This is a genomic window from Enterobacter sp. MGH119 (assembly GCF_001037675.1).
Taxonomy (GTDB): domain Bacteria; phylum Pseudomonadota; class Gammaproteobacteria; order Enterobacterales; family Enterobacteriaceae; genus Enterobacter; species Enterobacter hormaechei_C.
The window spans coordinates 2,291,651-2,312,795 of record NZ_KQ089929.1 but is presented as its reverse complement, the minus strand read 5'-3'; the positions used below and the strand labels follow the sequence as shown (position 1 = coordinate 2,312,795).

The window sequence follows — 21,145 nt, the reverse complement described above, 5'->3', positions numbered from 1 at the left end:
ATGGGCTTAAAACACCTCTTTGAAAAAATTGAGCCGCACTTTACCGAAGGGAAGCTCAAAAAGTACTACCCGCTGTATGAAGCGACAACGACCATTTTCTACACGCCGGGTCTGGTAACGAAAGGCGCGGCGCACGTTCGCGACGCCATCGACCTCAAGCGAATGATGATTCTGGTCTGGTTTGCGGTCTTCCCGGCCATGTTCTGGGGGATGTATAACGTTGGGTTGCAAACTATTCCGGCGCTGCACCATATGTATGATGCAGAGCAGCTGGCGCAGGTGATTCAGTCTGACTGGCACTATCGTCTGGCACAGTCGCTGGGGGTGAGCTTTGCGGCAGATGCCGGCTGGATCAGCATGATGACGCTGGGCGCTGTCTTCTTCCTCCCCATCTATATGACTGTCTTTATCGTGGGCGGTTTCTGGGAGGTGCTGTTCGCCATTATTCGCAAACATGAGATCAACGAGGGCTTCTTTGTTACCTCTATTCTGTTTGCGCTGATTGTTCCGCCAACGCTGCCGCTCTGGCAGGCGGCGATGGGGATCAGCTTTGGCGTGGTGATTGCCAAGGAGATCTTCGGCGGGACCGGACGCAACTTCCTCAACCCGGCGCTGGCAGGACGCGCGTTCCTGTTCTTTGCTTATCCGGCGCAAATCTCGGGCGACCTGGTGTGGACGGCAGCAGACGGATTCTCCGGCGCGACGCCACTTTCACAGTGGGCGGCTGGCGGCGGCGAAACGCTGGTCAATAATGCAACCGGACAGCCTGTCACCTGGTTTGATGCGTTTATCGGCAATATTCCAGGCTCCATCGGTGAAGTGTCTACCCTGATGATTTTGATCGGCGGGGCCATCATCCTCTTTGGCCGCGTGGCGTCCTGGCGCATTGTCGCTGGCGTCATGCTCGGGATGGTACTCACCGCCACGCTTTTCAACTTCATTGGTTCAGACACAAACCCGATGTTCTCCATGCCGTGGTACTGGCACCTCGTGCTGGGGGGCTTTGCGTTTGGCATGATGTTCATGGCCACCGATCCCGTCTCGGCTTCGTTTACCGACAGAGGTAAATGGTGTTACGGCGCGCTCATTGGGGTGATGTGTGTACTGATTCGCGTGGTCAACCCGGCTTATCCGGAAGGGATGATGTTGGCCATTCTGTTTGCCAATCTGTTTGCGCCGCTGTTCGACTACCTGGTCGTGCGCGCCAACATTAAGCGGAGGAAGGCGCGTGGCTGAGATCAAAAATAACGACAGCATCAGCAAAACGCTGCTGGTGGTGCTGGTACTGTGTCTGGTTTGTTCCATTGTCGTGGCCGGTTCTGCCGTAGGGTTAAAACCTCTCCAGCAGGAACAACGAGCGCTGGATAAACAGCGTAACATCCTGGCCGTGGCTGGACTGATACAGGAAGGCATGACGAAGGATGACGTCGCAGCGGTGTTTGCCGAACGTATTACCGCACGGCTGGTGGATTTAAAAACCGGGGAGTTAATGGATAAAGACCCGGCGAAATACAACCAGGCGCTGGCGCTAAAAGATCCGCAAATGAGCACCACGCTTGACGCCTCGCAGGATCCGGCAGGCATTAAGCGCCGCAGCAATGTCGCGGAGATTTACCTCGTCCGTGACGAGCAAAAACGCATTCAGAAAATCGTGTTGCCCATCTATGGCAACGGTTTATGGTCAATGATGTACGCCTTTGTGGCGCTGGATACCGACGGCCGTACGGTTAAAGGCATTACTTATTACGATCAGGGCGAAACGCCGGGGCTGGGGGGCGAAGTTGAGAACCCTAATTGGCGGGCACAGTTTGTTGGTAAAAAAGTGCTCGACGACAACGGCCAGCCTGCGCTGAAGGTGGTAAAAGGGGGCGCGCGTCCCGGCGATGAATTTGCCGTTGATGGCCTTTCCGGCGCCACGCTCACCTCAAACGGTGTGCAGCACAGCTTTGATTTCTGGATGGGTGAACTGGGCTTTGGTCCCTTCCTGAAGAATGTACGTGAAGGAGCGCTGAATAATGGCTGATACGGGTGAACTGAAAGAAGTTAAAAAGGTGCTGATTGGCCCGCTGTTAGCCAATAACCCGATAACGCTTCAGGTGCTGGGGGTGTGCTCGGCGCTGGCGGTCACCACCAAGCTGGAAACGGCGGTGGTCATGACGCTGGCGGTAACGCTGGTGACAGCTTTTTCCAGCATGTTTATCTCAATGATCCGCCACCACATACCCAACAGCGTAAGGATCATCGTGCAGATGGCGATCATCGCCTCGCTGGTGATCGTGGTCGATCAGCTCCTGCGCGCCTTCGCCTATGAAACCTCGAAGCAGCTTTCGGTGTTTGTCGGCCTGATTATCACCAACTGTATCGTGATGGGGCGTGCTGAAGCCTATGCGATGAAAATGCCGCCGCTGGCGAGCTTTATGGACGGTATCGGCAACGGCCTGGGTTACGGCGTAATCCTGTTGACGGTTGGTTTCCTGCGCGAACTTATTGGCAGCGGCAAGCTGTTTGGCATTCCGGTGCTGGATACGGTACAGAACGGCGGCTGGTATCTGCCGAACGGCCTGTTCCTGCTGGCCCCAAGCGCATTTTTCATTATCGGTTTGCTGATCTGGCTGATTCGTACGTTGAAGCCTGAACAGCAGGAAAAGGAGTAACCGACAATGGCTCATTACCTGAGTTTATTTGTGCGCGCGGTGTTTGTTGAAAACATGGCGCTCGCTTTCTTCCTGGGCATGTGTACGTTCCTTGCCGTTTCTAAAAAGGTATCGACGGCATTTGGTCTGGGCGTGGCAGTTACCGTTGTGCTGGGGCTTTCCGTTCCGATTAACAACCTGGTATTCAACTTCGTGCTGCGCGATGGCGCGCTGGTGGAGGGGGTTGATCTTAGCTTCCTGAACTTCATCACCTTTATCGGAGTGATTGCGGCGCTTGTTCAGATCCTGGAGATGATCCTCGATAAATACTTCCCGTCGCTGTACAACGCGCTGGGGATCTTCCTGCCGCTGATCGCCGTGAACTGCGCCATTTTTGGCGGTGTTTCCTTTATGGTTCAGCGTGATTACAACTTCAGTGAATCGGTTGTGTATGGCTTCGGTTCCGGTATCGGCTGGATGCTGGCGATTGTTACCATGGCGGGGATCCGTGAAAAAATGAAATATGCCAACGTACCTGCGGGGCTTCGTGGCTTAGGGATCACCTTTATCACCACCGGCCTGATGGCGTTGGGCTTTATGTCCTTCTCCGGTGTGCAGCTATAAGGGCTAACAAATGGAAATTATTCTTGGCGTGGTGATGTTCACGCTGATAGTACTGGTGCTGTCAGGGCTGATCCTGGCGGCGCGTGCGAAGCTGGTCAATTCCGGGGATGTGATCATTGATATCAATGACGATCCGCAGAATCAGATCCGTACCCCGGCAGGGGATAAGCTGCTTAACACGCTCTCCGGCAACGGGATTTTTGTCTCGTCTGCCTGTGGCGGCGGTGGCTCCTGTGGCCAGTGCCGTGTGACGGTGAAAGAGGGCGGCGGTGATATTCTGCCAACGGAACTGTCCCATATTACGAAGCGTGAAGCGAAAGAGGGATGCCGTCTGGCGTGTCAGGTCGCTGTGCGCCAGAACATGAAGATTGAGCTGCCGGAGGAGATCTTCGGCGTGAAAAAATGGGAGTGCGAAGTTATCTCTAACGATAACAAAGCCACGTTCATTAAAGAGCTCAAGCTGCGTGTCCCTGAAGGGGAGAGCGTCCCGTTCCGTGCGGGTGGGTATATCCAGATTGAATGTCCGGCACACACCGTCGCGTATGCTGACTTCGACGTGCCCGAAGAGTACCGGGCCGACTGGGATAAATTTAACCTCTTCCGCTTCGTTTCCGAGGTAAAAGAGCCCGCGCTCCGCGCCTATTCCATGGCTAACTACCCGGAAGAGAAGGGCATTATTATGCTCAACGTGCGTATCGCCACGCCGCCACCGAATGTGCCTGATGCCCCCCCTGGCGTCATGTCATCCTATATCTGGTCCCTCAAGCCTGGCGACAAAGTGACGATTTCCGGCCCGTTCGGCGAATTCTTTGCCAAAGATACTGACGCGGAGATGGTCTTTATCGGCGGCGGAGCGGGTATGGCGCCGATGCGTTCGCATATCTTTGACCAGCTCAAACGACTTGGCAGCAAGCGCAAGATCAGCTTCTGGTACGGAGCGCGTTCACTGCGCGAAATGTTCTATGACGATGAGTTTGAACAACTGGCACGTGATAACCCTAACTTTACCTTCCATGTGGCGTTATCCGATCCGCAGCCGGAAGATAACTGGACAGGCTATACGGGCTTCATCCACAACGTGCTGTATGAAAATTACCTCAAACAGCACCCGGCACCGGAAGACTGCGAGTTCTATATGTGTGGTCCACCAATGATGAACGCGGCCGTGATTAAGATGCTAAAAGATCTTGGCGTGGAAGATGAGAACATCATGCTCGATGATTTCGGAGGCTGATTATGCTGACCTTTCTGGCGACCTTTGCGGTGTTTGTGCTGGTGATCTTCGGCATGTCCTTAGGCTGGATCATCAAGCGTAAAAGCATTCAGGGCAGTTGCGGAGGCATCTCTTCCATCGGAATGGAAAAAGTGTGCGATTGTCCGGAACCGTGCGATGCGCGGAAAAAGCGGATGGCTCGCGAGCAGCAACGCATTATTTAGTCTTCCTGGTCGGGTAAGGCAACGCCGCCACCCGACAATTCCCATGCACACTTCTCAACCCTCATTTGTTTACTGTATACTTATCCAGTAACGAGTGAGGGCTTACTATGCGCAAAATAATCCACGTCGATATGGACTGCTTTTTTGCCGCAGTGGAGATGCGTGACAACCCGGCGCTGCGGGATATTCCCATTGCCATTGGCGGCAGCCGGGTACAGCGCGGTGTCATCAGCACCGCCAACTATCCTGCTCGCAAATACGGCGTGCGCAGCGCCATGCCGACAGCGATGGCGCTGAAACTGTGCCCGCATCTCACTCTTTTGCCCGGACGTTTTGATGCCTATAAAGAAGCATCGAGCCACATTCGGGAGATCTTTTCCCGCTACACCTCACTGATTGAACCGTTATCGCTGGATGAAGCCTATCTGGATGTCACCCACAGCGTGCACTGCCACGGCTCCGCCACCCTGATGGCGCAGGAGATCCGCCAGACTATTTTCAACGAGCTGAACCTGACGGCATCGGCGGGTGTCGCGCCGGTCAAATTTCTCGCCAAAATCGCCTCCGATTTAAATAAGCCCAACGGCCAGTACGTTATCACTCCGGAAGAAGTTTCGGCGTTTTTAAAGACGCTGCCGCTCAGCAAAATCCCCGGAGTGGGCAAAGTCTCCGCCGCGAAGCTGGAAAGTATGGGGCTACGCACCTGCGAAGACGTTCAGCGCAGCGATCTGGCGCTGCTGCTTAAGCGTTTTGGCAAGTTTGGCCGCGTACTGTGGGAACGCAGTCAGGGCATTGATGACCGGGATGTGAACAACGAACGGCTGCGTAAATCGGTCGGCGTTGAACGCACGCTGAGTGAAGATATCCATGACTGGACCGAATGTGAAACCATTATTACGGAACAACTCTATCCTGAACTTGAACGACGCTTACTGAAGGTCAAACCGGATCTGCTTATTGCCCGGCAGGGCATCAAACTGAAATTTAACGATTTTCAGCAAACGACGCAGGAACACGTCTGGCCACGCCTCAACAAAGAGGATCTTATCGCGACGGCAAAAAAGGCATGGGAAGAACGGCGGGGCGGGCGAGGGGTGAGGCTGGTGGGGCTGCACGTCACCTTGCTGGATCCGCAGCTGGAGCGTCAGCTGGTGTTGGGACTGTAGATTACGCTAATTGTAGGCCCGGTAAGCGTAGCGCCACCGGGCAACAGACGGCGAATTACTTCGCAGGGATTGCTTTCAGCAGCTCAGTCAGCAGCGTCCAGTAGTGACCGACGCTTTCAATATGAACCTGCTCATCCGGGGAGTGTGGCCCGGTGATGGTCGGCCCAATGGAGACCATGTCCATATCCGGATACGGTTTCTTGAACAGACCACACTCCAGACCCGCGTGAATAACCTGAATGTTCGGGGTGCTGTTGAACAGTCGCTGATAAGTTTCACGCACCAGTGCCATGACCGGAGAACTTGCATCCGGCTGCCAGCCCGGGTAGCTGCCTTTTGCAGACGTTTTCGCGCCCGCCAGGGTACCCAGAGATTCCAGCATGCTCACAACGTACTCTTTACCGCTGTCGATCAGGGAACGGATCAGGCAGATGATCTCTGCGCTGTCGTCACCCATGGTCACCACGCCCACGTTCAGGGAGGTTTCCACCACGCCTTTCGCCACGTCAGAGTTGCGAATAACGCCGTTTGGCGTTGCGTTCAGCAGCTGGACGAACGTGTCACGAGACTGTGCGGTCAGCGCGGCTTTATCCGTCGTAACGGACTCCAGCACCACCGTCAGGTTTTTCTCTTTTGCAGACAGTTCGTTTTTCAGGATCTCCAGATACACGCTGGAGAGTTTTTTCAGTTCGTCCGCTTTCGACGCAGGCACTGCCAAGGTAGCGAAGGCTTCGCGAGGGATCGCGTTACGCAGAGTACCGCCGTTGAAGTCCACCAGACGCAGATCCAGTTCAGCGGCATGGCCCGCCAGGAAACGCGCCAGCAGTTTGTTGGCGTTGCCCAGGCCCAGGTGAATATCCCCGCCGGAGTGACCGCCTTTCAGCCCTTTCAGCGTCAGCTTAAAGGTCTCGAATCCGGCAGGGATCGCTTCGCGGGACAGCGGCAGGGTAGAGATGAAATCGATCCCGCCCGCGCAGCCCATGTAGATCTCACCTTCTTCTTCGGAGTCGGTGTTGATTAGAATGTCCGCTTGCAGCCAGTTTGCCTGGAGACCGAACGCGCCATCCATGCCCGCTTCTTCAGTCATGGTCAGCAGCACTTCCAGCGGACCGTGTTCAACGCTGTCGTCAGCCAGCACGGCCAGCGCGGAAGCCATACCAATGCCGTTATCTGCGCCCAGGGTCGTGCCCCGCGCCTTCACCCACTCGCCGTCGATGTACGGCTGAATCGGGTCTTTTGTGAAGTCGTGAACGGTGTCGTTGTTTTTCTGCGGAACCATGTCCAGGTGCGCCTGCAATACCACTGGCTTACGGTTTTCCATACCTGCGGTGGCAGGTTTGCGGATAAGAATATTGCCAACCTGGTCGCGTTCAGCGTGCAGACCTTTTTCCTTTGCCCAGCCCATAATATGTTCGGCAAGCTGTTCTTCGTGATAGGAAGGGTGCGGAATGGAGCAGATTTTGGCAAAAATATCCCACAGCGGCTGTGGAGATAATTGAGACAGTTCAGACACGATAGGTCTCCTTGTCGTTGCGCTGCAAAACAATGTTGCAGGTCACAGGGTTAGCAGGTTAATCGTTACCACAAGTCAGGCTTGCGAGATGCAACTGAGAATACCACTTTCTCCCGTGGCTGGTAGCATTAAGCATGTAAAAACTCAGGCTCATGGCGCGTAACACTGGTTTTTAGTGCGTCAGATCTCTATAATCTCGCGCAACCTGGTTCACCCTCATTTTTTTTAAGCCGTATATAAACAGGCTGGGACACTTCACATGAGCGAAAAATACGTCGTCACCTGGGACATGTTGCAGATTCACGCACGCAAACTGGCTGCGCGTCTGATGCCTTCCGAACAGTGGAAAGGCATTATTGCCGTCAGCCGTGGCGGTCTGGTACCGGGGGCGCTGCTGGCACGTGAGCTGGGTATTCGTCATGTCGATACCGTATGTATCTCCAGCTACGATCACGACAACCAGCGCGAACTGAAAGTGCTGAAACGCGCGGAAGGCGACGGTGAAGGCTTTATCGTTATCGACGATCTGGTGGATACCGGCGGTACTGCGGTGGCTATCCGCGAAATGTATCCAAAAGCGCACTTCGTCACTATCTTCGCGAAACCAGCGGGTCGCCCACTGGTTGATGATTACGTCATTGATATCCCGCAGGATACCTGGATTGAACAGCCATGGGATATGGGCGTGGTCTTCGTACCGCCTATCTCTGGCCGTTAATTTCAGTACGTAACTTTACACGCCCGGTTATGCCGGGCGTTGTTCTTTTTACCCTGCCACGCGTTACAATGGTCTTCATATGACGTATCCATGGAGGCAACGCAATGACGCAGGCGAATCTCACCGAAACTCTCTTCAAACCCCGTTTCAAGCACCCTGAAACGTCGACGCTGGTGCGTCGGTTTAATCCGGGGACAATGCCTGCCGTTCAGTCAGCGTTAGACGGTAAAAACGTGCCCCACTGGTATCGAATGATTAACCGCCTGATGTGGATCTGGCGCGGCATCGATCCGCGTGAAATCCTCGACGTGCAGGCGCGTATCGTGATGAGCGAGTCCGAGCGTACCGACAGCGATCTCTACGATACGGTGGTGGGCTACCGTGGTGGAAACTGGATCTACGAATGGTCAAAGCAGGCCATGCTCTGGCAGCAAAAAGCGAGCCAGGAAGAAGATGCCACTCTCAGCGGCAAGCACTGGCTGCATGCGGCAAACCTTTACAGCATCGCTGCATATCCGCATCTTAAAGGCGACGAACTGGCAGAGCAGGCGCAGGCGCTGGCAAACCGGGCTTATGAAGAGGCTGCGCAGCGGTTGCCTGGCCGGATGCGTGAAATTGAGTTCGCCATTCCCGGCGGCAGCCCGGTGACCGGATTCCTGCATATGCCGGAGGGGGAAGGGCCGTTCCCGACGGTTCTGATGTGCGGTGGACTGGACTCGTTACAAATTGACTATTACAGCCTGTATGAGCGCTACTTTGCCCCAAACGGAATCGCCATGCTCACGCTTGATATGCCTTCCATTGGTTTTTCATCCAAATGGAAACTTACGCAAGACTCCAGCCTGCTGCATCAGCATGCTTTAAAAGCGCTGGAGAATATCCCCTGGGTTGATCACACCCGGGTTGGCGCGTTTGGCTTCCGCTTTGGCGCTAACGTCGCGGTACGGCTTGCCTACCTTGAATCTTCACGCCTGAAGGCCGTCGCCTGTCTTGGTCCGGTGGTGCATGCTCTGTTAAGCGATCCTGCGCGTCAGGGTAGCGTTCCTGAGATGTATCTGGACGTACTGGCGAGCCGACTTGGCATGCATGATGCTTCAGACGAAGCGTTGCGCATTGAACTTAATCGTTATTCATTAAAAACGCAGGGCTTACTCGGCCGCCGCTGCCCAACCCCGATGATGTCCGGTTTCTGGAAGAACGATCCGTTTAGCCCGGAAGAGGAGTCACGCTTAATCACGTCGTCATCTTCTGATGGTAAATTGCTGGAGGTGCCCTTCAGCCCGGTGTACCAGAATTTTGACAAAGCGCTGAAAGAGATCACACGCTGGATCACGCAGAGATTGTGTTAATAGTTTGCTAAATTTCGTTGGTTTGGTAAAACAGTGCTTCACAAAAGGAGATCGCAATGACGTTACCGAGTGGACACCCGAAAAGTAGACTGATTAAGAAGTTCATGGCTCTTGGCCCGTATATTCGAGAAGAGCAGTGTGAAGAGAATCGCTTTTTTTTCGACTGCCTGGCTGTTTGCGTCAACGTGAAGCCTGCACCCGAAAAACGTGAGTTCTGGGGCTGGTGGATGGAAATGGAAGCACAGGAAAACCGTTTTACCTATAGCTATCAGTTTGGCCTGTTTAATAAAGACGGGCACTGGCAGGCGACGAGCATCAAAGATCAGGAAGTGATCGATCGCCTGGAGCATACGCTAAAAGAATTTCACGGCAAAGCTCGCGACCTGCTGGCCACGCTGGATCTGAAGCTGGAGCCTGCGGACGATTTTTCCAGCGAAGCGGTGAAATTGAGAGCCTGATGATGTCACAGCGCCGGGGGGCGGCTACGCCTTACCCGGCCTGTAAAATGTATTAACCCGTAGATCTGGTAAGCACAGCATCATCGGGCATAAAAAAACCGGCTCATCGCCGGTTTTTTTATTACCACAACATCAGAACTGGTAGGTCATGCCCAGCGCAACGATATCATCGCTGCTTACGCCCAGTTTATTATCGTCATCGATCTGGTTGATTTTATAATCAACAAAGGCAGACATATTTTTGTTGAAATAATATGTCGCACCAACGTCAATGTATTTCACGATATCTTCATCGCCGATACCTTCGATATCTTTGCCTTTAGACTGCACGTAACCCAGAGATGGACGCAGACCAAAGTCAAATTGATATTGCGCGACCACTTCGAAGTTTTGCGCTTTATTTGCAAAGCCACCGGAAATAGGGGCCATATTGCGGGTTTCGGAATAAATAGTGGCCAGATAAATATCGTTGGCATCATATTTCAAACCGGTTGCCCAGCCTTCTGCTTTTTTACCTTCGCCGCGAGCCTGAAGGTTTTGCTCGTTGGTGCGATCGGAGCTGGCATACGCACCAATCACAGAAAAATCGCTGCCGCCGAAGTCATAGCTCAGGGAGGTACCGAAGCCGTCACCGTTTTGCTTCTTCACGTCGCGGTTTTCATTTTTGCCCTGGTATTGCAGGGTCATATTCAGGCCGTCAACCAGGCCAAAGAAATCGGTATTACGGTATGTGGCCAGACCGGAGGCGCGTTTCGTCATGAAGTTATCGGTCTGTGCCAGGCCGTCACCGCCGAACTCCGGGAACATATCGGTGTATGCGGCGACGTCATACAGCGCGCCCAGGTTACGGCCATAATCCAGTGAGCCGAAGTCTTTCAGTTTCAGCCCGGCAAATGCCAGACGTGTTTTTTGAGAAGAGTCGCTTTCAGCTTTGTTACCCGCGAACTCAGCTTCCCAACGTCCGTAGCCCGTCAGCTGATCGTTAATCTGCGTTTCACCCTTAAAGCCGAAACGAACATAAGTCTGGTCACCATCCTTAGCGTCATCATCACTGATGTAGTGCATTGCTTTTACTTTGCCGTACACGTCCAGTTTATTCCCGTTTTTATTATAAACTTCTGCTGCCTGAACAGATGCGGAAGCAACTACGCCCATTACCACTAATGCCAGAGTGCTCTTTTTCATTTTCAATCCTGATTTTATAAAAACGCGCTAATATTCGCTGAGTAATAAGATTCGGCTTATTACCCCGTGAAAAACAGGAAGGGTTTTATCGTTCGTGGGTGAAAGTTTTATGACAAAGTAAGAATATGTCTAAAAAAGTATGTTTTAATTTTTCGGTAATAAAATTGTCAAAATGTGCCGCTACGCTTCCTGATCCCGCGCAACAAAGTGACGGGTCATGCGCTAAGGCAGTTGGCAACGGGGCTGACACCTGTTAAAACGTCTGACTGACATCATTTTCCCTTATTGTTGAACGGCAGAGAATCATGAGTGACAGCCAGACGCTGGTGGTAAAACTCGGTACCAGTGTGTTAACAGGCGGATCGCGCCGCCTGAATCGTGCCCATATCGTTGAGCTTGTACGTCAGTGCGCTCAGTTGCATGCCGCAGGGCATCGTATTGTAATTGTGACATCCGGGGCGATTGCCGCCGGGCGTGAACACCTGGGCTACCCCGAACTCCCCGCGACGATCGCTTCCAAACAGCTGCTGGCCGCCGTGGGACAAAGCCGACTCATACAGCTCTGGGAACAACTGTTCTCCATCTACGGCATTCACGTCGGGCAGATGCTGCTGACGCGTGCGGATATGGAAGACAGAGAACGTTTCCTGAATGCCCGCGATACGCTGCGTGCGCTGCTGGATAACCATATCGTTCCGGTCATTAACGAAAACGACGCTGTTGCCACCGCTGAAATCAAAGTGGGCGACAACGATAACCTCTCTGCGCTGGCGGCGATCCTGGCAGGGGCCGATAAGCTGCTGCTTCTGACCGATCAGCAGGGGCTGTTTACCGCTGATCCGCGCTCTAATCCACAGGCTGAACTGATCAAAGACGTTCACGGCATTGACGATGCGCTGCGCGCCATCGCGGGTGACAGCGTTTCTGGTCTGGGGACAGGCGGCATGGGCACCAAGCTCCAGGCCGCGGACGTGGCGTGCCGGGCCGGCATCGACACCATCATCGCCGCAGGCAGCCGTCCGGGCGTGATAGGTGATGTGATGGAAGGCATCTCTGTAGGCACTCGCTTCCACGCCCAGGCGTCCCCGCTGGAAAACCGCAAACGCTGGATCTTTGGCGCGCCCCCGGCTGGTGAATTGACCGTGGATGAAGGCGCGACCGCCGCTATTCTGGAAAGAGGAAGCTCGTTACTTCCAAAAGGAATTAAAAGCGTGACAGGCAACTTCTCGCGTGGTGAAGTGATCCGAATCCGTAACCTTGAAGGTCGCGACATCGCTCATGGCGTAAGTCGTTATAACAGCGACGCGCTGCGTCGGATTGCTGGTCACCATTCCCAGCAGATCGACGCCATCCTGGGCTATGAATATGGCCCGGTTGCCGTGCATCGTGACGACATGATTATTCGTTAAGGAGCCAGAACATGCTGGAACAAATGGGCGCAGCCGCGAAAGCCGCCTCGTATAAACTGGCGCTCCTTTCCAGCCGCGAGAAAAACCGCGTGCTGGAAAAAATCGCTGATTATCTGGAATCTCAGTCGCAGGAAATTTTGCTCGCCAACGAGCAGGATCTGCTGGAAGCGCGTCGCAACGGCTTGAGCGAAGCGATGCTCGACCGTCTGGCGCTGACCCCGGCGCGTTTGAAAGGTATTGCCGACGACGTCCGTCAGGTGTGCAACCTCGCCGACCCGGTAGGGCAGGTGATTGACGGTGGGGTGCTCGACAGCGGGTTACGCCTTGAACGTCGTCGCGTGCCGCTTGGCGTCATTGGGGTGATTTACGAAGCGCGTCCAAACGTGACGGTGGATGTCGCCTCCCTGTGCCTGAAGACCGGTAACGCCGCGATCCTGCGTGGCGGGAAAGAGACCTGGCGCACCAACGCCGCGACGGTAAATGTCATTCAGCAGGCGCTGGAGGAGTGTGGTTTACCGGCGGGTGCCGTGCAGGCGATTGAAAGCCCCGACCGTGCTCTGGTTAACGAGATGCTGCGCATGGACAAATACATCGACATGCTCATCCCACGCGGCGGTGCGGGCCTGCACAAGCTGTGCCGCGAGCAATCTACCATTCCGGTGATCACCGGTGGTATTGGCGTATGCCATATCGTGGTGGATGACACCGCGGAGGTAGAACCTGCGCTGAAGATTATCGTCAACGCTAAAACCCAGCGTCCAAGCACCTGTAATACGGTAGAAACGCTGCTGGTGCATCAGGGCATCGCCAGTACCTTCCTGCCAGCGCTGAGCAAGCAGATGGCGGAAAGTGGCGTCACGCTGCATGCGGACGAGAAGGCTTTCGCCCTGCTGAAAGACGGTCCGGCGAAGGTCGTTCCGGTTAACGCGGAGCAGTACGACGATGAGTATTTGTCGCTGGATCTGAACGTGAAGGTAGTTGCGGATCTCGATGACGCTATTGCGCACATTCGTGAACACGGAACCCAGCATTCTGACGCGATCCTGACGCGCACCCTGCGCAATGCCGATCGGTTTGTGAATGAAGTGGATTCGTCTGCGGTTTACGTCAATGCCTCGACGCGCTTTACCGATGGCGGCCAGTTTGGTCTGGGCGCGGAGGTGGCGGTGAGCACACAGAAGCTGCATGCCCGCGGTCCGATGGGGCTGGAAGCACTGACCACCTACAAGTGGATCGGCTTCGGTGATGATACCATTCGTGGGTAAATAATCGCGGGTGATGCAAAAATAGCCGTTTGATTCAAAAGGGCATTGACGCATCACCCGGTTAGATCTACTCTTTTGCCCCGTGGTTACGCTCGTAACCTGCCTTTCAGGGCCGATATAGCTCAGTTGGTAGAGCAGCGCATTCGTAATGCGAAGGTCGTAGGTTCGACTCCTATTATCGGCACCATTCTAATGTCTCCCCAAGTCTACTAAAGTTCACTGAAACCCCTTATACTCTGCGACTTGAAGCCCCTTTTAGTATTTCTACGTCTACTAAAGTTCCCTGAAATCTACGGTCGTTTGGGGGTACTTATGGGGGTATTTGCTGTTCGGTCTAGAGGAGGTACCCCCAAGTGAAACTAAACGCCCGGCAGGTGGACACCGCCAAACCTAAAGATAAGCCTTACAAGCTGGCTGATGGTGGTGGTTTGTATCTCCTGATTAAACCTAATGGCGGCAAATACTGGCGGCTCAAGTATCGTGTAGCCGGCAAAGAGAAGCTGTTAGCGCTGGGTGTGTATCCTGAAGTCACATTGGCCGATGCTCGGGCAAAACGTGAAGAAGCCAAAAGGGGTATCGCTGGGGGTATCGATCCTATGGAAGCGAAACGGGAAGAGAAGATCGCCCGTGAAACGCAGTTAAACAACACCTTCAAAGATATTGCCCTTGAGTGGCACAGCAGCAAACTAAAAAAATGGTCTGCTGGGTATGCTTCAGACATCCTTGAGGCTTTCAACAAAGATGTGTTCCCTTACATTGGCAAAAAAGCAATAGCCGATATCAAACCGCTTGAACTGTTGAATGTGCTGCGGCGCATTGAGGGGCGCGGCGCTACAGAAAAGGCCAAAAAAGTTAGGCAGCGCTGCGGGGAAGTTTTCCGTTACGCAATAGTCACCGGCCGTGCTGAGTATAACCCCGCTCCGGATCTCACCAGCGCCATGCAAGGGCATGAGTCCAATCATTATCCTTTCCTTACACCGAAAGAATTGCCTGATTTCTTCAAGGCGTTGTCAGGATATACAGGAAGCGCTTTAGTAGTTTTGGCCGCTCGTCTGCTGATTATCACCGGCTTGCGTACCGGCGAACTCCGCGGGGCATTTTGGGATGAAATCAATATCAGTAAGGCGGTCTGGGAAATACCCGCCTCACGCATGAAAATGCGTCGCCCTCATGTGGTGCCGTTGTCCAGGCAAGCTCTTACGCTAATTGGCCAGCTCCAAGAGCTAACAGGCAATTACCCGCTTATGTTCCCTGGCCGTAACGATCCGCGAAAAACAATGAGTGAAGCCAGCATAAACCAAGTCTTTAAGCGGATTGGCTATGACGGAAAAGTCACCGGGCACGGTTTCCGGCACACCATGAGTACCATCCTTCACGAACAGGGCTACAACACCGCGTGGATAGAAACGCAGCTGGCACACGTCGACAAAAACTCTATTCGAGGAACGTACAACCACGCTCAGTACATAGACGGCCGGCGTGAAATGCTTCAGTGGTATGCCGACTATATGGAAGCGTTGGAAAACGGCGAAAATGTAGTGCATGGAACGTTTGGGAAAAGCGCTTAACTGTATGTATAGACAGTGCTAATTGACAGTAGTAGACTTCGGTAGAATAGAGAAATTAAGGCCATGCCTAGGCTGATCACCGAAAACCAGTACACCTCTGCTGGCTGGCATAGCCTCTAATAAGAGGATGTGAGGTGGCGTGATGAGTGAGAAGCCGGATTACTGTCCTGACTGGTTTGACTTAGAAAATTACCGCGTATGTGAAAGTTACACCAGAAACCACTGGTGGAAGTCGATCATGATCCGCAAAGTTGTACTGTATAACGGTATTAAGGATGACGTGGCGAACGGCATCAGTAAAGATTTCCTATTACAATCGTTAATCCATCTTTCCAAAAACAATGAACTAATTTTTAAGGGACAAGATGTTATTGAGAACTCCAGTATTGACGAGATGGGAATGTTTGACTTCATTGATCTCTATGCCGAGTTATACGAGCAGTCTCCTGAAGTTGTGAACGGCGTAAATGACATGCTTAAAAAGCATTTCGATAAAAGAGATGAAGGAATTAACAGCATAGATACGTTTTGGGATGACTTTGAACATGACGTTAACTCTAAATCCGGCATGGATCTGTATTCACCATTGAGTGAAAATTATCAAGGGATAAGGAAATTTATTTCCATAGATTTCAATAATAATGACGAAAAAATAATGCGTGATTTTTCCAATTGGCTAGCAAACGAAAGGAAAATCAACAATGAGTTAAATAGATCTCAGAAAAAAACTGATAATGACCTCAAGAAATTACATGAGTACCGAGTATTGCCATTCATAGACTTGTTTTTCTGGGGAGAAATCACCGGCATTACACTGACTCAGTACCAGCTGGCGCAGTTGCTCTTTCCGAATGAGTTTGAGGTGGATATCAAAGATCGCCTGAGGTCTGTGACAAGGCCGAAAGCCATGGAGTTGCTTGAAAGTCGCGTTGACCCATTCATGTAATAGATTTTTGCGATTTCCATTCCGCCCCGAAAAGATAAAAATTTTACCCCGATGCGCAATTTAGAAGCTCGTGCTCCGGGGTGAAATGAGCTTTCTGTAGTCTCTTCTAAACAACGTCATTTCAATTTAATTTCTCCTGAAATCTTTAGACGTCCAGTGATGTCTATTTTGATACGAAGGAGAAAACATGTCTCAGAACGTACGATCTTTTATCCGTTTGCCGGAAGTGATGCGTAGAACTGGTTATAGCAAGGCATGGCTATACAGGTTAATTAATCAAAATCGTTTTCCAAAGCCAGTGAAGATTGGTTTACGCGCAATTGCATTCGTAGAGGGTGAGATTGACGATTGGATAACTCAGCGTATTGAAGCTCGCAATGCTGTAAACAACTCAAAACCTCAACTGTAACTTAGCCCGGGAAATTTATTATGACTAACAAAAATGCCCTAGCCGGGCAGGGTTTCGCTCAACCTGAAAACAGCAGCGATGATATTTCGGTCATTAAATTTGAGGCCGCGAAAGTCCGTATTGTTAAGATCAACGGTGAACCGTGGTTCGTTGCAATAGATGTTTGCGCGGCGCTGGAATTATCCAATTCGCGCATGGCGTTGCAGGCTCTGGATGATGACGAGAGAAATACCGTAACTTTAACTTACGGTATTCGCGGGAACCCAAATCATAGCGCTGTCTCTGAATCTGGTTTCTACAAGCTGATCGCCCGCAGCCGTAAAGCTATTACGCCGGGCACATTCGCCCATCGTTTCAGTAATTGGGTATTTCGAGAGGTTATCCCTTCTATCCGCAAAACTGGCTCTTATGGTGTGCCGTTCGCGTTCCTGAACGACTTTAGCCGGCGCATGGCGGCTTATCAGCAGGAGGCCAGCAAACGCGGGTATAAGTTGCAGCAGTGTAAGGGGGCAAAAGAAGCTCTTGAGCGGGAAGAGATTCAGTTGTGGCGTAAGTATCAGCCCGAGCTATTGAAGGAAAATAGCGATGAATAAAAAGGCGGAAAGACGCCGGGATTTTTACCCGGCAGAGAGCATGCTTAATCAGCCCTTTGGCTCGATACCACGCTGCTGGAGTTCCTTGCGAATAATTCTCTTAAGCCATGCGGCTAGAGACTCATCACCATCTTGCTGTTGCGCTCGTTCCATCATCTCTCGAAGCTCTGGATCAAGCCGAAATTGGAATGGAGGATTGCCTCGTCTCTCGTTTTTGTGTGTTGACACGTCAATTACACCCGATGTAATGTGTTTATGTGTAATGACACATTACACACAGGAAATGAAAAAGACAACGCCCCGAAGTGCGGGAACACTTTCAGGGCGTCTAACCAAAACGTTAGTTGAGGTAACATTATGGCTTGCACTAAGTCTACCCAAACACGCCCTGAATTTACATGGCGTTTTCTCACCTTGGGTGAATTCACAAATCAGATCGTCAATGTTACTGCTTCCACCGAGCGCGAAGCCCGCGAAAAAACGCCAGAAGGATGTGTCTGTATCCTGGCGTGTCGATTTCGTGTTGAGGAGGTGCAGCATGTTTAACCTCCAGACCCTTACAGCTAAAGCCCGCGAGCTGCGCGGTAACGTGGTAAAAGCCACTACCACGAAGGGCACCCGCACCATGACCCCTGTTTACGAACGGGAAGAGCAGCGCAAACTGCGTGAACGAATACAGCAGACCCAGCCGGACTGGGTATTACTCTGGTGGGATATTGCGACCGTTACTGGCTGGCGTACCAGCGACGTGTGCAACTTCCGTTACTCCTGCATCAATTGGGAAACCGGCATAGCAACAATTATCGTAGCGAAGCAGACCAAAGCAGCAGAAGCCAGAGCGACCCGGAAGGGGATCGAGATTGTTCGCCAGCAGCGCAAGGACGCTGCCCGGCTTGCTGGCGATCACATTGCTTACATGCAATGGGATAGCGTGAGCTGCGACGAACTGGCCGCCGGCATGACGGAAGAAGAACAGGCGATCGTGTTTGAGCTGGTGGCAAAGGCTGAAGTTAAGCACGATACCAAACAGCTGCCGCCGGGCATCATCAAGCGGCTGCGCGAACGCATGGAGCGCAATCTTATCGGTGATGACCTGGTATTTTCCCGCAGCCAGATCGAAAGTAACCGTTGCCAGTCTCTGGAAGGTAGCGTGAGCCGCCAGACGATCTGGAAGAAACTGCACAACGTAATGGTGTGGTTTACCCGAGTGGTAAACACGCGTCTGCGCCTGAGCGCCTATTCCAGCCGCAAGATTGCCGCCTTTAATCTCATGTCCGCCGGCGGCGAACAGGGCTTGCTGGTCGCCTCTGAAATGCTCGGGCACAGTAACCCGGCAATCACCCGAACTTACCTTCAGTTAGGCAGTAAGGCCTCCGCCATTCAATCCCGTCTGGCGATGGAGGTATCTGTATGAGAATGGTTATCCAATTTTGCCGTCTCGGAGCTTTTGCCGATCACGTATCTGATCAATTAAATAGCGCGCGATATTGTTTTACCAGCCAGTCATTAAGGGACGGGGAGGGGAAATTATGACTCCTGTTTACGATCTGGTTCGCCGGGCCGACGGAAAAAACGTTTTCAGTTTCCCGGCCGGCGGCCGCTATCTGGTGGACACGTCAAACGGTCTTCAGTCGATGCGCCCCCTTATGGACGACGAGATCATTTTTACGGTGGAGAGTGCCGCGCGCTTTCTGAAGAAAATTGGTTATCAGGTAATCCCGCCAGCGGCATGAGGTAAAAAATTATGACGATTAAAAATTCCGGCTTAGCTGCTGGTGGCCGCGCTCACCCTGAAATCAGGCCGGGCGATAAATGGAAGGACGGTCGGGGCAACCTGGTAATTATCGAAAGTTACCGATTCGACAGAGTGACATATTGCCGCGAGGGGTACAGCTCACCGTGTTTTTGCACGCCAGAAAGACTGGTGCGGGAATTTGAATTTGTTTCTTCCGCGCCGGGCACCGGTGGAAGAGATATCGATCGGATTATGCGGGTGCAGGGCATCGAACGAATTCGGGTTATGCGGGAAATCATCAGGGAGCGAGGGAACAGAAAATGAAAAATGCACCAAACCTTAAAAAGCAGCCGGCGGATCTCATGGAGGAGTCAATTATCTTTGCCGGCGCCGATGCCTGGACGTTTGCCAAAGCATGGCAGGAAATGAACCCGGTTGGTGACACTGTGCCGCCGGTCGTGCTGGATAAAAAGCAGCTGGCGGAGCTGGAGAATATCCGCATTGTGGATGATGGCCGGCTCTATGCCCGGGTTTGCCGTGGCGGGCATCTGACCGAACGGCAGATAACCATTCTCGCTACAAAGCTGGCTGTGGCCGGCGTGGAGCGCGCGCAATTCTACTCTGAAGGTTATCAGCTTCTTGAGGACTGGACGCCGCAACTGCCGCGCCTCAAAGCCGATGCGGAAGCCGGCAAAAGCATGGTGATCGGCAAACCGCTGACGGATGTAAACCTCCGCGACCTGGCTGATAACGAAAAGGCGCTCATACTGGCCGCGCGTTACACCGGCATTGCAATCAACGAAAACAGCGAGGGAGTGTACGTCTACCGCGCCGGCATCTGGGAGAAAACGTCTCTGCTCGAGCTGAGCCGCGAAATGGTGGCTATCTACAACGAGAACAAAACCAACTTCAGCAAGCGCGCGATCAACAACGTTATCGACGCCCTAAAAATCGTTATCCCGGTAATGGGGGAGCCGCGGCGCAGCCTGATCCCCTTTGCTAATGGCGTCTACGATATGGAAACCGGCGTTTTCTCCGAACACAGCCAGGATAACTGGCTGACCAACCATAACGGCGTGACCTATACGCCGGCGGTGCCGGGCGAAAACCTCCGCGACCACGCGCCGAACTTCCATAAGTGGCTAAGTTACGCATCAGATAGAGACGCAATTAAGATGCAGCGTATCGCTGCGGCGCTCTTTATGGTTCTGGCGAACCGGTACGACTGGCAGCTGTTCCTCGAGATAACCGGGGAGGGTGGCAGCGGGAAAAGTGTCTTTACCCATATCGCCACGATGCTGGCCGGCGCGCATAACACCGCCAGCGGGAACATGGCGGCACTTGATAGCGCACGCGGGCGGGCGCAGTTCGTCGGGAAAAGCATGATAACGCTTCCTGACCAGCCCAAATATTCAGGAGAGGGCACCGGGATAAAAGCGATAACCGGCGGGGATGCGGTGGAGATCGACCCGAAACACGAGCACCAGTACACCGCCGTTCTGCGGGCGGTGGTTGTGGCCACGAACAACACGCCGATGATTTTCACCGAACGCGCCGGCGGCGTTTCCCGGCGCCGCGTAATTTTCCAGTTTAACCGGCGCGTCAGCGAAGAGGATAAGGATCCCGACCTGGCAGAAAAGATATCCGCTGAAATTCCGGTGGTTGTTCGCCGGCTGCTGGCGAACTTTGCGAACCCGGAAAAAGCGCGGGCGCTGCTGCTGGAGCAACGGAACAGCGAAGAAGCACTGGAGGTAAAGCAGAAAACAGATCCGCTATATGCCTTCTGCGCTCACCTTGAGCGCCTGGCTGATTGTGCGGGAATGATGGTAGGAAACCGCAATCCGCCTCACTATCCGCGAATTTATCTCTATCACGCTTATCTGGCATTCCTTGAGGCCAATGGATTCGACAAACCGCTGACGCTGAATAAATTCGCAGAGGGGATGGAAAGCGCGATGAGGGAGTTTAATCACGAGTACCGTAAGGAACGGAGAGCCCGTGGCATGGTGACTAACGTCGAACTTTCGGAAAGTGCGGAAGACTGGTTACCTCAGACGCATCCTGTAGCCGGTCATAAAGAATGAAGTTCAGATAAATATGGAGAAAGGTATACATGGTATACATCGAGAGAATAATT

24 protein-coding genes and 1 tRNA gene are annotated in these 21,145 nt (G+C 53.0%); 22 read left to right on the top strand and 3 right to left on the bottom strand.

Annotated features, from left to right (window positions below; genetic code table 11):
* The 7 genes from SK53_RS11080 (at position 1) to dinB (ending at position 5,860) form a co-directional block, all read left to right on the top strand.
* Positions 1-1,236, top strand: coding sequence for an NADH:ubiquinone reductase (Na(+)-transporting) subunit B (locus SK53_RS11080; RefSeq protein ID WP_022647143.1), 1,236 nt, complete (start codon positions 1-3; stop codon positions 1,234-1,236).
* A complete protein-coding gene (locus SK53_RS11075; RefSeq protein ID WP_045895633.1) occupies positions 1,229-2,023 on the top strand; it encodes a Na(+)-translocating NADH-quinone reductase subunit C in 795 nt (264 codons plus the stop codon). The genes SK53_RS11080 and SK53_RS11075 overlap by 8 nt, the downstream gene beginning before the upstream one ends.
* Positions 2,016-2,654, top strand: coding sequence for an NADH:ubiquinone reductase (Na(+)-transporting) subunit D (locus tag SK53_RS11070; RefSeq protein ID WP_003863219.1), 639 nt, complete (start codon positions 2,016-2,018; stop codon positions 2,652-2,654). The genes SK53_RS11075 and SK53_RS11070 overlap by 8 nt, the downstream gene beginning before the upstream one ends.
* 6 nt (positions 2,655-2,660) lie before the next feature.
* Positions 2,661-3,257, top strand: coding sequence for an NADH:ubiquinone reductase (Na(+)-transporting) subunit E (gene nqrE, locus SK53_RS11065; RefSeq protein WP_003863217.1), 597 nt, complete (start codon positions 2,661-2,663; stop codon positions 3,255-3,257).
* A 10-nt stretch (positions 3,258-3,267) separates the two neighbouring features.
* The gene (gene nqrF / locus SK53_RS11060; RefSeq protein WP_023315477.1) at positions 3,268-4,491 is read left to right on the top strand and encodes an NADH:ubiquinone reductase (Na(+)-transporting) subunit F; all 1,224 of its coding nucleotides are present in this window, start codon (positions 3,268-3,270) and stop codon (positions 4,489-4,491) included.
* 2 nt (positions 4,492-4,493) lie between these two features.
* On the top strand, positions 4,494-4,694 hold the full coding sequence (nqrM, locus tag SK53_RS11055) for a (Na+)-NQR maturation NqrM (protein WP_003863212.1): 201 nt from the start codon (positions 4,494-4,496) through the stop codon (positions 4,692-4,694).
* A 107-nt stretch (positions 4,695-4,801) separates the two neighbouring features.
* Positions 4,802-5,860, top strand: coding sequence for a DNA polymerase IV (gene dinB, locus SK53_RS11050; protein WP_003863209.1), 1,059 nt, complete (start codon positions 4,802-4,804; stop codon positions 5,858-5,860).
* 55 nt (positions 5,861-5,915) lie between these two features.
* Here the strand turns inward: dinB and pepD are convergent, their stop codons facing one another.
* Entirely contained in the window at positions 5,916-7,373 is a 1,458-nt protein-coding gene (gene pepD, locus SK53_RS11045) for a cytosol nonspecific dipeptidase (protein WP_003863206.1), read from the bottom strand.
* A 259-nt stretch (positions 7,374-7,632) separates the two neighbouring features.
* On the opposite strand from pepD, the gene gpt reads away from it, so the two are divergent.
* The 3 genes from gpt (at position 7,633) to crl (ending at position 9,898) form a co-directional block, all read left to right on the top strand.
* Positions 7,633-8,091: a xanthine phosphoribosyltransferase gene (gpt, locus tag SK53_RS11040; RefSeq protein ID WP_003863205.1), complete on the top strand. Its 459-nt coding sequence runs from the start codon at positions 7,633-7,635 to the stop codon at positions 8,089-8,091.
* A gap of 104 nt (positions 8,092-8,195) precedes the next feature.
* Entirely contained in the window at positions 8,196-9,440 is a 1,245-nt protein-coding gene (gene frsA / locus SK53_RS11035) for an esterase FrsA (protein WP_023295967.1), read from the top strand.
* 56 nt (positions 9,441-9,496) lie between these two features.
* Positions 9,497-9,898, top strand: coding sequence for a sigma factor-binding protein Crl (gene crl / locus SK53_RS11030; protein WP_006809999.1), 402 nt, complete (start codon positions 9,497-9,499; stop codon positions 9,896-9,898).
* A 132-nt stretch (positions 9,899-10,030) separates the two neighbouring features.
* Here crl and phoE read toward each other — a convergent pair whose 3' ends face one another.
* Positions 10,031-11,083, bottom strand: coding sequence for a phosphoporin PhoE (gene phoE, locus SK53_RS11025; protein ID WP_003863199.1), 1,053 nt, complete (start codon positions 11,081-11,083; stop codon positions 10,031-10,033).
* A 305-nt stretch (positions 11,084-11,388) separates the two neighbouring features.
* Between phoE and proB the strand changes: the two genes are divergently transcribed.
* The 7 genes from proB (at position 11,389) to SK53_RS10990 (ending at position 17,273) form a co-directional block, all read left to right on the top strand.
* Complete coding sequence (proB, locus tag SK53_RS11020) at positions 11,389-12,492, top strand: glutamate 5-kinase (RefSeq protein ID WP_015571369.1); 1,104 nt, start codon at positions 11,389-11,391, stop codon at positions 12,490-12,492.
* An 11-nt stretch (positions 12,493-12,503) separates the two neighbouring features.
* Positions 12,504-13,757, top strand: coding sequence for a glutamate-5-semialdehyde dehydrogenase (gene proA / locus SK53_RS11015; protein WP_048209333.1), 1,254 nt, complete (start codon positions 12,504-12,506; stop codon positions 13,755-13,757).
* 111 nt (positions 13,758-13,868) lie between these two features.
* Positions 13,869-13,944: transfer RNA gene (locus tag SK53_RS11010), tRNA-Thr, on the top strand.
* A gap of 166 nt (positions 13,945-14,110) precedes the next feature.
* A complete protein-coding gene (locus tag SK53_RS11005) occupies positions 14,111-15,325 on the top strand; it encodes a tyrosine-type recombinase/integrase (RefSeq protein WP_048209331.1) in 1,215 nt (404 codons plus the stop codon).
* A gap of 142 nt (positions 15,326-15,467) precedes the next feature.
* Positions 15,468-16,271 (top strand): DUF6387 family protein, encoded by an 804-nt coding sequence (locus SK53_RS11000; RefSeq protein WP_048209329.1) that lies wholly within the window; start codon positions 15,468-15,470, stop codon positions 16,269-16,271.
* Between the two features lie 187 nt (positions 16,272-16,458).
* On the top strand, positions 16,459-16,680 hold the full coding sequence (locus SK53_RS10995; RefSeq protein ID WP_048209327.1) for a helix-turn-helix transcriptional regulator: 222 nt from the start codon (positions 16,459-16,461) through the stop codon (positions 16,678-16,680).
* A gap of 20 nt (positions 16,681-16,700) precedes the next feature.
* Positions 16,701-17,273: a BRO-N domain-containing protein gene (locus SK53_RS10990; RefSeq protein ID WP_048209326.1), complete on the top strand. Its 573-nt coding sequence runs from the start codon at positions 16,701-16,703 to the stop codon at positions 17,271-17,273.
* A 48-nt stretch (positions 17,274-17,321) separates the two neighbouring features.
* Here SK53_RS10990 and SK53_RS23920 read toward each other — a convergent pair whose 3' ends face one another.
* Complete coding sequence (locus SK53_RS23920) at positions 17,322-17,501, bottom strand: hypothetical protein (RefSeq protein WP_086519776.1); 180 nt, start codon at positions 17,499-17,501, stop codon at positions 17,322-17,324.
* 129 nt (positions 17,502-17,630) lie between these two features.
* On the opposite strand from SK53_RS23920, the gene SK53_RS22765 reads away from it, so the two are divergent.
* The 5 genes from SK53_RS22765 (at position 17,631) to SK53_RS10970 (ending at position 21,092) form a co-directional block, all read left to right on the top strand.
* The gene (locus SK53_RS22765) at positions 17,631-17,819 is read left to right on the top strand and encodes a host cell division inhibitor Icd-like protein (RefSeq protein ID WP_071531908.1); all 189 of its coding nucleotides are present in this window, start codon (positions 17,631-17,633) and stop codon (positions 17,817-17,819) included.
* The gene (locus tag SK53_RS10985; protein WP_048209323.1) at positions 17,812-18,687 is read left to right on the top strand and encodes a tyrosine-type recombinase/integrase; all 876 of its coding nucleotides are present in this window, start codon (positions 17,812-17,814) and stop codon (positions 18,685-18,687) included. The genes SK53_RS22765 and SK53_RS10985 overlap by 8 nt, the downstream gene beginning before the upstream one ends.
* Before the next feature lie 115 nt (positions 18,688-18,802).
* Positions 18,803-19,006, top strand: coding sequence for a hypothetical protein (locus tag SK53_RS10980; protein ID WP_014830796.1), 204 nt, complete (start codon positions 18,803-18,805; stop codon positions 19,004-19,006).
* An 11-nt stretch (positions 19,007-19,017) separates the two neighbouring features.
* Positions 19,018-19,332 (top strand): DUF4222 domain-containing protein, encoded by a 315-nt coding sequence (locus SK53_RS10975; protein WP_048209321.1) that lies wholly within the window; start codon positions 19,018-19,020, stop codon positions 19,330-19,332.
* Positions 19,329-21,092, top strand: a complete 1,764-nt coding sequence (locus SK53_RS10970; RefSeq protein WP_048209320.1) for a DNA primase family protein — start codon at positions 19,329-19,331, stop codon at positions 21,090-21,092. The genes SK53_RS10975 and SK53_RS10970 overlap by 4 nt, the downstream gene beginning before the upstream one ends.
* The last annotated feature ends 53 nt before the right edge of the window (positions 21,093-21,145 follow it).

Bases quoted from the DNA above. Each gene is read 5' to 3' on its own strand.
- SK53_RS11080 (WP_022647143.1), top strand. From the start codon at position 1: ATGGGCTTAAAACACCTCTTTGAAAAAATTGAGCCGCACTTTACCGAA.
- SK53_RS11070 (WP_003863219.1), top strand. From the start codon at position 2,016: ATGGCTGATACGGGTGAACTGAAAGAAGTTAAAAAGGTGCTGATTGGC.
- nqrE (WP_003863217.1), top strand. From the start codon at position 2,661: ATGGCTCATTACCTGAGTTTATTTGTGCGCGCGGTGTTTGTTGAAAAC.
- nqrF (WP_023315477.1), top strand. From the start codon at position 3,268: ATGGAAATTATTCTTGGCGTGGTGATGTTCACGCTGATAGTACTGGTG.
- nqrM (WP_003863212.1), top strand. From the start codon at position 4,494: ATGCTGACCTTTCTGGCGACCTTTGCGGTGTTTGTGCTGGTGATCTTC.
- dinB (WP_003863209.1), top strand. From the start codon at position 4,802: ATGCGCAAAATAATCCACGTCGATATGGACTGCTTTTTTGCCGCAGTG.
- gpt (WP_003863205.1), top strand. From the start codon at position 7,633: ATGAGCGAAAAATACGTCGTCACCTGGGACATGTTGCAGATTCACGCA.
- frsA (WP_023295967.1), top strand. From the start codon at position 8,196: ATGACGCAGGCGAATCTCACCGAAACTCTCTTCAAACCCCGTTTCAAG.
- crl (WP_006809999.1), top strand. From the start codon at position 9,497: ATGACGTTACCGAGTGGACACCCGAAAAGTAGACTGATTAAGAAGTTC.
- phoE (WP_003863199.1), bottom strand. From the start codon at position 11,083: ATGAAAAAGAGCACTCTGGCATTAGTGGTAATGGGCGTAGTTGCTTCC.
- proB (WP_015571369.1), top strand. From the start codon at position 11,389: ATGAGTGACAGCCAGACGCTGGTGGTAAAACTCGGTACCAGTGTGTTA.
- proA (WP_048209333.1), top strand. From the start codon at position 12,504: ATGCTGGAACAAATGGGCGCAGCCGCGAAAGCCGCCTCGTATAAACTG.
- SK53_RS11000 (WP_048209329.1), top strand. From the start codon at position 15,468: ATGAGTGAGAAGCCGGATTACTGTCCTGACTGGTTTGACTTAGAAAAT.
- SK53_RS10995 (WP_048209327.1), top strand. From the start codon at position 16,459: ATGTCTCAGAACGTACGATCTTTTATCCGTTTGCCGGAAGTGATGCGT.
- SK53_RS10990 (WP_048209326.1), top strand. From the start codon at position 16,701: ATGACTAACAAAAATGCCCTAGCCGGGCAGGGTTTCGCTCAACCTGAA.
- SK53_RS22765 (WP_071531908.1), top strand. From the start codon at position 17,631: ATGGCTTGCACTAAGTCTACCCAAACACGCCCTGAATTTACATGGCGT.
- SK53_RS10985 (WP_048209323.1), top strand. From the start codon at position 17,812: ATGTTTAACCTCCAGACCCTTACAGCTAAAGCCCGCGAGCTGCGCGGT.
- SK53_RS10980 (WP_014830796.1), top strand. From the start codon at position 18,803: ATGACTCCTGTTTACGATCTGGTTCGCCGGGCCGACGGAAAAAACGTT.
- SK53_RS10975 (WP_048209321.1), top strand. From the start codon at position 19,018: ATGACGATTAAAAATTCCGGCTTAGCTGCTGGTGGCCGCGCTCACCCT.
- SK53_RS10970 (WP_048209320.1), top strand. From the start codon at position 19,329: ATGAAAAATGCACCAAACCTTAAAAAGCAGCCGGCGGATCTCATGGAG.